Origin of the sequence: Streptomyces sp. YIM 98790, assembly GCF_011421595.1 — a bacterium.
Classification (GTDB): Bacteria; Actinomycetota; Actinomycetes; order Streptomycetales; family Streptomycetaceae; genus Streptomyces.
The window spans coordinates 1-7,975 of the sequence record NZ_WTLH01000233.1 but is presented as its reverse complement, the minus strand read 5'-3'; the positions used below and the strand labels follow the sequence as shown (position 1 = coordinate 7,975).

Sequence of the window (7,975 nt, the reverse complement as noted above, 5' to 3'; positions counted from 1 at the left end):
CGCCGTGTGGGTCAGATCGTCGATCCCGGCCGAGGCGGACGTCATCACGGCCTCGGTACGCAGCGGATTGATCTCCGACACAGCGCCCACGAACGTGGTCTTGCCCACGCCGAACCCGCCCGCGATCACAATCTTCGCGGACGTGGTCGACCGGGCGGGGGCCGGTCCGCCCCCGCCGCTAGAGCTTGCGAAGTCCACTGAGCACCCTTTCGAGCAAAGTCACATCTGGCTGACCGCCCGGGTCACTGCCGTGACCCGGCTGATGAATAGCGACGAGTCCCGCCTCGGCCAGGTCGGCGACGAGAATACGGGCCACGCCAAGGGGAATGGAGAGGAGTGCGGAGACCTCGGCGACGGACTTGACCTCGTAGCAGAGCTGGCAGATCCGCTGGTGCTCCGGGAGCTGTCCCTGGAGCCGGGCGGGCTCGACACTGGTCGAGACCAGTNTTGACCTCGTAGCAGAGCTGGCAGATCCGCTGGTGCTCCGGGAGCTGTCCCTGGAGCCGGGCGGGCTCGACACTGGTCGAGACCAGTGCCTCGATCGCCAGCTGGTAGCGCGGCCTGGTCCGGCCGCCCGTCATGGCGTACGGGCGGACCAGCGGCTGCTGCGGCGGGGCCGGGGAGCCGTCGCCCGCGCCGCCCGGCCGCGCGCCCGGCGTGCCGGGCCGCTGCGGGCCGCCCGGGTTCGCTCCGCTGGGTGCCGAAGGGAAGTTGAAGCGCCCGTACTGGCCGCCGCCGCGGTGCGGCTGGCCCGGATATTCATTGCCGTAGTGACCGGCTGGGGGCGTTGCCACATGTCCTCCTCGACTGCCCTCGCCGAGTGCCGCGGTTGCCGCACTCGCCACGTCGCGTGCTGGCACCTTATGGCGCCAACGCGCGATCCGCACGGGGTGTCTGCTAATTGAGCAGGCTCCCCTGGAGCTCACTGCGGAGTTCCGGTGTGAGTACCGCGCCGGCGCGGTCCACCAACAGGGCCATCTCGTAACCGACGAGGCCGATGTCGGCCTCCGGATGCGCCAGCACCGCGAGCGAGGAGCCGTCGGAGATCGACATGATGAAGAGGAAGCCGCGTTCCATCTCCACCACGGTCTGGTTCACCGCACCGCCCTCGAAGATCCGCGAGGCACCGGCCGTCAGCGAGGTCAGTCCGGAGGCAACCGCGGCCAGCTGGTCTGCGCGGTCGCGCGGGAACCCCTCGGACATCGCCAGCAGAAGGCCGTCAGCGGAAACCACCACCGTGTGCGACACACCCGGGGTGTTCTCCACGAAACTGGTGATCAACCAGTTCAGGTTCTGCGCCGCCTGGCTCATCGGGCTCACACTAACGCTCCTGATCGTAGGTATTACCGGGGCCGAAGCCCTGGTGGTCGTTCTTCGGGCGGCCGGTGCCGGTGCCGCGCCCCTTGCGCACGCCTCGGTGGAGGCTGCTCAGCCGCCCCCGGACGTCCTCCGGGGCGCGGGAGATCTGTGGTCCCTCGGCGGCCGCCGCCGGCATGGAGTGCTCGGTCAGGTTGGCCCGGGGCACCCGCTTGGGCAGGCCGGACGAGGTGGTGCCGCCGCTGCGGGAGGCCTCGCGGCGCGGGCCGCGGACCGGCGTCTCGCCGGGTGCCTGCTGCACAGCCTCCTCCCGCGGTGTCTGCACCGGCCGCTCCGCCGGCCGGTCCTCGGGCCGGCGCGCGGGGTCACGGCGCGGCAGACCCGCGCGGGTGGTGCCGGGGCCGCCTGAGGCCGGTCCGTCACCGCTGAAGCCTACGCGCTGAGGCGGCCCAGCGGGAGGCGTCGTCCCGGTATCGGCCTGCTGCGATTCGGTCTCGAACGCGCCACGGCCGTCGGCGCTTCGGGGGTAGCCGGGCGGATACCCGGAGTCGTGCCCGCGCGCGCCGGCGGCGTCGGTGCCGTAGGCCGGGTCGTTGTAACGCGCGGGAGGGAAGGCACCTTCGGCGTAGCCGGGCTCCGCATAGCCGGCCTGCTCGGCGTCGGACCAGCCGGCGTCCGGGGCGTAGCCGTCGGGGGTGTAGCCGTCCGGGGCGGGGCCCGCGGACCAGGAGCCCGTCCCCTCGCCGCCGTACGCCTGCCCGGCCACGCCCGGTCCGGCGTAGGCGCCGGCGTCCTCCTGCGCGTCCCGGTCCCCGGCGGTCCCGTCCGGGTACGGGGAGCCGGGGAAACCGGCGGGCGGGACGGGGGTCTCGTCGCCGTAGGCGGCGTCCACGTAGCGGGCGTTGCCGTAGGCGGCCTCTGTCTCCGGGTCCATCACGGGCGCCTCGCTCTCCCGCTGTTGCTGCTGCCGTGCCTCCAGTTCGGCACGCCGCTCCTCGCGCTGGAGCGACCGCCCGACCGGGCTGGTCGTCCCGGGCAGGGACCGGGCCTGCGCTCCGGCCTTCTCCCAGCGGCTCTCGTCGAAGCCGAGGTCGGCGGCGGTGGGCTCCAGGCCGATGGCCGGCAGCTCCTCCACATAGGGTCCGTCCGGCACGATCCGGGAGACGGTGAACTCGTCCTCGCCGGGCAGTTCCTCACCGCCGCCGCCGTGGGTGATCGCCTCCGGCAGCATGACCAGGGAGGTGGTGCCGGTCTGCTCGCCGGAGGGCCGGAGCTGCACCCGGATGCCGTGCCGGACCGCGAGCCGGCCGACCACGAACAGGCCCATCCGCTTGGAGACCTCGACGTCCACGTTGGGCGGGTTGGCCAGCCGGTGGTTGATGTCGGCGAAGTCCTCGGCGGTCAGGCCGATGCCCTTGTCGTGGATCTCCACCATCACCCGGCCGTCGGGCAGCCGGGTGGCGGTGACCCTGACCTTGGTCTGCGGGGAGGAGAACGCGGTGGCGTTCTCCAGCAGCTCGGCCAGCAGGTGCACCAGGTCGTTGACGACCGCGCCGTGGATCTCGCTCTCGTGGATGCCGGACAGCTCGATCCGGTCGTAGTCCTCCACCTCGGAGGCGGCGGCGCGCAGCACGTCGATCAGCGGCACCGGCTCGGTCCAGCGGCGGCCCGGCTCCTCTCCGGCGAGCACCAGCAGGTTCTCGCCGTTGCGGCGCATGCGGGTGGCCAGGTGGTCCAGCCGGAAGAGGTTCTCCAGCTGCTCGGGGTCGGCCTCGTTGTTCTCCAGTTCGGTGATCAGGTTGAGCTGACGCTCGATCAGTCCCTGGTTGCGGCTGGAGAGGTTGGTGAAGATGGCATTGACGTTTCCGCGCAGCAGGGCCTGCTCGGCGGCCATCCGGACCGCCTCCCGGTGCACCTGGTCGAAGGCGCGGGCCACCTCGCCCAGCTCGTCGCGGCTGGAGACCGGGATGGGCTCCACCCGGGTGTCCACCCGGCCGGGGTCGGTCCGGGAGAGGTCCTCGACCAGTGCCGGCAGCCGGGTCTCGGCGACATCCTGGGCGGCGCCGCGCAGCCGCCGCATGTTCAGGGTCATGGAGCGGGCCATCAGCGCGGCCACGACGAAGGCGCCCAGCAGCGCCACGATCACCAGCGCGGAGTTGGTGATCATGTTGGTACGGGCGTCGTCGGCGATGGCCTTGGCATCGGCCACGGCCCGGTCCACCAGATCGCGCTCCAGGGCGCGGTAGGCCTCGAACTCGGCGGTGGTGGCGTTGAACCAGACCTCCGGGGTCAGGCCCTGGCGGGCCAGTTCCTCGGGGGTGAAGCGCTGCGAGGCGATGGTCTGGACCATCTCGTCGAGGGTGGGGCCGCCGCCGCGTGCCCCGGCGCGCTGGGCGGTGCCCAGGGCGTCCTCCAGCAGGCCGGCGTCCTCGGGGGTGGCGGCCAGCAGGTACTCGCGCTGGGCGATGCCCTCCAGATAGGCGTAGGAGGAGAAGGCCAGGTTCTGCCGGGCCGCGTCCGCCTCGGTGGGCCCGGGGGCGACCAGCAGGTGGGTGCCGATGGCCCGCTGGAGCGAGCTGGCCGACTTGGCCAGCGAGACGGCGTAGATGGAGCGGCCGTAGGCGACCTCGTTGCCGGAGCCCAGACCCAGTTCGTTGGCGAACGACATCAGCGGGTTCTGGATCTCGACGTAGCCCTCCTCGGACTGCACGCCCTCCATGGCCTCGGTGTAGGCGCTCTGCCGGAGGGCGTCCAGTTTGGCCTCGGCCGCGCGGATGATGTCCAGCCGGTTGGCCAGGCCGGGCCGGCCGGGCATGTCCGCGGCCAGCCGGTCGAACTCGGAGGCGGCCTGGTCGGTGGCGCGCCGGGCCTCGCCGATGACCGCGTTGTCCTGGTCGCCGGTGAGCACCGGCTGGGCGGTGACGTCCCGCTCGTTGAGCAGGGCGTGCGCATAGGCGGTGGAGGCCTGCACCAGCTCGGCGATCTGCTGGGCCTCACGGGCCTCGCGCCAGGTGGAATAGTGCGTGTTGACCCGCAGCCCGGCGAAGACCAGGGCGACCAGCACGGGTATCAGCAGAATGGCGTTGAGCTTGACCGCCACCCGCCAGTTGCGGGGATTCCACGCGCTTCCGGATTCGGGGGGAGCCGACGGCTCGGCGGCATCGGCCGGGGGGCCGGATGCGGCCGGCGGCGGGGTGAAGGCGCCCCGCGGGGCCATCCGCTGGTTCCCCGACTCCCCCGCCGGCGGAGGAGTCGTCGTACTGCGCCTCACTGGCCTCTCACCTCTCGGCATGCCCCTGGGGGTCGTGACTACTGCTGGGTTCAACGGGAGTCTTCGGATTCCAGCACGTCAGGGCAACAGTTTCCAATCCCCCGAGCGAGACTTGTCGGGACGCGATAAAGCCTCACAAAACCCGGACATAGCGGAATACTCACGCCATAAGAGCGGCCACTCGTACGCGGAGGGGAATGAACTGCTTGCCGCACGTACTCAGCCGTCGCCAATTGCCTGTCGAACTGTTATCAAGCGCGTGACACGAGCCGCGGGGAGTGGCCAAGAACACGTCAAGTCCGCCCCGGGCAGAGCACGACCGGCGGACCGCTCCCCGGGCCGGGGGCGTCCGCCGGTCGTGACCGTGTCCCGGCCGCGGGCCGCTAGTTGAGCCGCGCCATCAGCGCGTGCTCGACCAGGGTGATCAGGGTGCTCTTGGCCTCGGCGCGGTGCCGCGCGTCGGTGACGACCACCGGGGTGTCCGGGCTCAGCTGCAGGGCTTCGCGGACCTCGTCGGGGGTGTAGGGCTGCCGCCCCTCGAAGCCGTTGAGGGCGACCACGAAGGGCAGCCCGCTGTTCTCGAAGTAGTCCACCGCCGGGAAGCAGTCCGCCAGCCGGCGGGTGTCCACCAGCACCACCGCGCCGATGGCACCGCGGACCAGATCGTCCCACATGAACCAGAACCGGTCCTGGCCGGGNTCGAAGCCGTTGAGGGCGACCACGAAGGGCAGCCCGCTGTTCTCGAAGTAGTCCACCGCCGGGAAGCAGTCCGCCAGCCGGCGGGTGTCCACCAGCACCACCGCGCCGATGGCACCGCGGACCAGATCGTCCCACATGAACCAGAACCGGTCCTGGCCGGGCGTACCGAACAGGTACAGAATCAGGTCCTGGTCCAGGGTGATCCGGCCGAAGTCCATCGCCACCGTGGTGGTGGTCTTGCCCGCCGTGTGGGTCAGATCGTCGATCCCGGCCGAGGCGGACGTCATCACGGCCTCGGTACGCAGCGGATTGATCTCCGACACAGCGCCCACGAACGTGGTCTTGCCCACGCCGAACCCGCCCGCGATCACAATCTTCGCGGACGTGGTCGNGCCGTGTGGGTCAGATCGTCGATCCCGGCCGAGGCGGACGTCATCACGGCCTCGGTACGCAGCGGATTGATCTCCGACACAGCGCCCACGAACGTGGTCTTGCCCACGCCGAACCCGCCCGCGATCACAATCTTCGCGGACGTGGTCGCGGCCGCCGGGACCGCGGGCGGTGCGGAGCCGGCCGGGCCGGCCGAGCCGTTCGCGCCGGCCGCCGGGAACCCGCCGGCCATCGGGCTAGAGCTTGCGAAGTCCACTGAGCACCCTCTCCAGCAGCGTCACGTCCGGCTGTCCGTTCGGGTCGCTGCCATGTCCAGGCTGATGGATGGCGACCAGTCCGGCCTCGGCGAGGTCCGCCACCAGGATCCGGGCCACGCCGAGCGGCATCGCCAGCAGCGCGGAGATCTCCGCGACGGACTTCACCTCGGGAAGACAGAGCTGGCAGATCCGCTGATGCTCCGGCAGCAGGCCCTGCAGCTGCATGGGTTCGACACTGGTGGAGACCAGCGCCTCGATCGCCAGCTGGTAGCGCGGCCTGGTCCGGCCGCCCGTCATGGCGTACGGACGGACCAGCGGCTGCTCCCCCTCGTNACGGACCAGCGGCTGCTCCCCCTCGTCGTCGTACGGGCCGGGATCATGGGCTCCGTACGCACTCTGCGAGGGCGGCGGGGTGGTCATAGCTCCTCCGGGCGGGACATGAGGTCGGCGATGCGGACGATGGTGCTCATGTGCTTCTTGTGTGGGGGGAGCCGGGGTATCAGGTGAGCAGACTTCCCTGGAGCTCGCTGCGGACTTCCGGTGTCAGCACCGAACCCGCGCGGTCAACCAGCAAGGCCATCTCGTACCCCACCAGGCCGATGTCTGCCTCCGGGTGCGCCAGCACCGCCAGTGACGACCCGTCGGAGACCGACATGAGGAAGAGGAAGCCGCGCTCCATCTCCACCACGGTCTGACTCACCACGCCGCCTTCGAAGATCCGCGAGGCGCCGGCCGTCAGTGAGGTGAGGCCGGAGGCAACCGCGGCCAACTGGTCGGCACGGTCCCGCGGGAACCCCTCGGACATCGCGAGAAGCAGTCCGTCAGCGGAAACTACCACTGTGTGCGACACACCCGGGGTGTTGTCCACAAAACTGGTGATCAACCAGTTGAGGTTCTGGGCCGCCTGGCTCATGCGGGTCAACACTAACGCTCCTGCCGGTAGGGGGCACCGAAACCGCCGTCCCGGCCGCCGGGGCCGCCGGCCGCGGCACCGGCCTGCCGGCCCTGCTGGATGCCCCGGCGGAGGCTGGTCAGCCGGCCCCGCACGTCCTCCGGAGCCCGGGAGACGTTCGGACCGGCGGCGACGGCGTCCCGCTCCTCTGCGGTGCCCGCCACCAGATTGGCGCGCGGCACCCGCCGGGGCAGACCGGAGGCCGTGACCCCGCCCGCGGACGGACCGGAGCGGAGCTGCTCGGCCCGGCGCCAGCGCTCGTCATTGGGCGAGGTGGCCCAGCCCACGGCACCGGTGTCCCCGGCGGCGGGCTGTGCTCCGCCGCGGCCCGGGGCGGGCCGGCGCCCGGCCGGGGCTTCGGCGGCGCGGTCCGCCAGGGGACGGGACGCAGCGGGCGGGGCGGCGGAAGCCGAGGGCGGTGATGCCGTCCGGGGGGACGGCTGGGGGGACCCCGCGGACTCCCGCTGGGAGGCGGAGCGGACCCGGTTGCGCGAACCGAACCAGGTCGACTCCATCTCCTCGAAGATCGGCGTGCGTTCCGGTACCCGGTCCGCACGGCTGGGCGCCGGCGGCAGGATGCCCTGGTCCGCCGGCTGGTACTGGCCGGCCGCCGGGTACTGCTGCCCGTCCGGCTGGTAGGACCCGGGCGGCGCGGAGGCGGGCTCCGGCCGGCCCGGCGGCGGCACGGCCGGGAACTGGGCGGTGTCGCCCGGGCCCTCGCGGCGCACCGCGGGACGCGGGAACTCACCGGTGTCGCCGGGCTGCCGGTACGGCTGCCCGCCCCCGCGGCCGTCGGCCGCGGGAGGCGCACCCGTGCCGGGGCGCCGCTCCGCGCCCTGCTGGCGGAAGCCCGCCGGGCGCGGGAACTCGGCGGTGGACGTCAGCGCGTCGTCGCCGCGTCCGGGGTGCCGCTCGGGATGCGGCTCGTGGTGACCGTCGTGGCCGCGCGGATAGTCCGCGGCGTCCCGGGCGGCCGGTATTCGCCCGCTGTCCTCGGCCGACCGGGCCCAGCTCGGCCGCTGCGGCTCACCGCCCATGCCGGAGGCGGACGCCTGGGCCCCGGCGGGCGTGGCCGGTGCGCCGGGCCGG

5 protein-coding genes and 4 pseudogenes are annotated in these 7,975 nt (G+C 72.4%); all 9 read right to left on the bottom strand.

Annotation, left to right across the window (positions count from 1 at the left end; translation table 11 throughout):
• Positions 1 to 198: pseudogene (locus GQS09_RS25255) on the bottom strand (ATP-binding protein); the annotation flags it as partial.
• Positions 179 to 794 (bottom strand): annotated as a pseudogene (locus GQS09_RS31125) (DUF742 domain-containing protein). The pseudogenes GQS09_RS25255 and GQS09_RS31125, both read right to left, overlap by 20 nt.
• 103 nt (positions 795 to 897) lie before the next feature.
• Positions 898 to 1,311 (bottom strand): roadblock/LC7 domain-containing protein, encoded by a 414-nt coding sequence (locus GQS09_RS25240; RefSeq protein ID WP_165989872.1) that lies wholly within the window; start codon positions 1,309 to 1,311, stop codon positions 898 to 900.
• Between the two features lie 10 nt (positions 1,312 to 1,321).
• A complete protein-coding gene (locus tag GQS09_RS25235; RefSeq protein WP_165989870.1) occupies positions 1,322 to 4,534 on the bottom strand; it encodes a nitrate- and nitrite sensing domain-containing protein in 3,213 nt (1,070 codons plus the stop codon).
• 437 nt (positions 4,535 to 4,971) lie between these two features.
• On the bottom strand, positions 4,972 to 5,658 hold the full coding sequence (locus GQS09_RS30480; RefSeq protein WP_399552601.1) for a GTP-binding protein: 687 nt from the start codon (positions 5,656 to 5,658) through the stop codon (positions 4,972 to 4,974).
• A 38-nt stretch (positions 5,659 to 5,696) separates the two neighbouring features.
• Positions 5,697 to 5,909: pseudogene (locus tag GQS09_RS31120) on the bottom strand (ATP-binding protein); the annotation flags it as partial.
• A 4-nt stretch (positions 5,910 to 5,913) separates the two neighbouring features.
• Positions 5,914 to 6,354, bottom strand: coding sequence for a DUF742 domain-containing protein (locus tag GQS09_RS25220; protein ID WP_165989869.1), 441 nt, complete (start codon positions 6,352 to 6,354; stop codon positions 5,914 to 5,916).
• A gap of 79 nt (positions 6,355 to 6,433) precedes the next feature.
• Positions 6,434 to 6,847: a roadblock/LC7 domain-containing protein gene (locus GQS09_RS25215; protein WP_165989868.1), complete on the bottom strand. Its 414-nt coding sequence runs from the start codon at positions 6,845 to 6,847 to the stop codon at positions 6,434 to 6,436.
• Between the two features lie 11 nt (positions 6,848 to 6,858).
• Positions 6,859 to 7,975, bottom strand: a pseudogene (locus GQS09_RS25210) (hypothetical protein); the annotation flags it as partial.